Source organism: Bacillus sp. FG16 (assembly GCF_057809515.1).
Window position 1 is genome coordinate 1 of sequence record NZ_JBMDKC010000250.1, and the last position, 1,379, is coordinate 1,379.

General features: G+C 35.4%; 1 protein-coding gene. It reads right to left on the bottom strand.

Features of this window, described 5'->3' with window-relative positions:
• Nucleotides 1-1,379, bottom strand: a 1,379-nt coding sequence (locus tag ACODS7_RS32015) for a Tn3 family transposase (protein WP_488828594.1), incomplete at both ends; no start/stop codon positions are given.

Genomic DNA, 1,379 nt, shown 5'->3' on the forward strand with positions numbered 1-1,379 from the left:
TAGTCTTAATAGCTTTTCCTAATTCACATAAAGCTTGATACGTAGGATGGTTAGTATCTCGTGTAAATCGTTTTAAAATTACTTCTGCAGATGCCGTTCCTAGTCGTAACGCAGTGGCAAATTTAATAATTTGCTCATATTGTTGACGGATAAGATCCCAATTAATTGGTCTACTAAGAACCGGATGCAAACGAGAGTACTCGTCGTTCATTCCAACTTCAGGACGATATAATTTTTGAGAACCTATATTTTTAAAGCGTGGCATTAGTTTGAAACCAAGTAGATGAGAAAAAGCAAATGCAACAACGCTTTGTCCATGTGTATCAACATAGTTTCGATCTATTTCCATATCTGTGCAGTGATGAAGAACCCCTTCCATCATGGATGCTACTTCAGAAGAAAGACATGTTTTCAGCTGGGAATAGATGCAAGCAGATTTTCGATCTGTATGCCAATAAATCATCACACCATATTTTTTATAACGAGGATGCCATTCCGTAAGAAGGTTTTGATCATATGAACCAAAATGTTTAGAATCAGAAGCGCAAGCTGTAGTAGCTTCTCCCCATATTTCTTCCCTTCGGTGATGCATGATTTGATTGGTAACCTCTGCGTTTGCTTTTCGCAATTGATCCTTGTGAATAAATTTATTGCGAATATACTGAAGTTCTCTATAAGTATCTTGACTGTTTCCAGCTGAAACTGCTTTCAAACCAGTATTGGTTCCTAATCCAAATAAGCTAAGAAGAAGTCGACGTTGAACGGTTTCTTCACTTAAAATAGACCTATCCGCTGTTGTTTTAAAATGTTTTGTAAATCCTGTATGAAAATCTGTTTCTTTTAATAAATCGAGAAGATTAATATTGGACCAACGGTCCCGAATTTCCTGTTTAATCATAGGGAGATGGGGTGGAACAACTTGTTTATCTAATGGAGTAACTTTAAGCCACCCTTTGTTATTTTTACTTGTAATTACAACTTTAGTGTTACTTCCACTTTCAAGTCCTTCATGTAGCATATTCAACTTATTTTTCATGATTTGTATAATACCTGAAATAAATGGCTCTACATCAAGCGGTGCTTTTAGGGCCTGAAAATACTCTTCTTTATTTTCTTCAAAATCTTGTGGTAAATCTTCATCTGGATTTCGATATCGATTTGCACCTTCGATCCATATTTCCTTACAACGTAATCGTGTTCGAAGTGATTGTAAAACTGCAATCTCATAATTTATTCGATTCACTCGTTCTATCCCTTTGTTATCTGTTTCAATAATAATTTCTTTCCACTTCGACTGAATAACACCATCAATAGGGACCTTGTCATCCATAGAAAAAAAGCGTTGACTACTATTACTATGCTTCTGAATAAAATGAAGA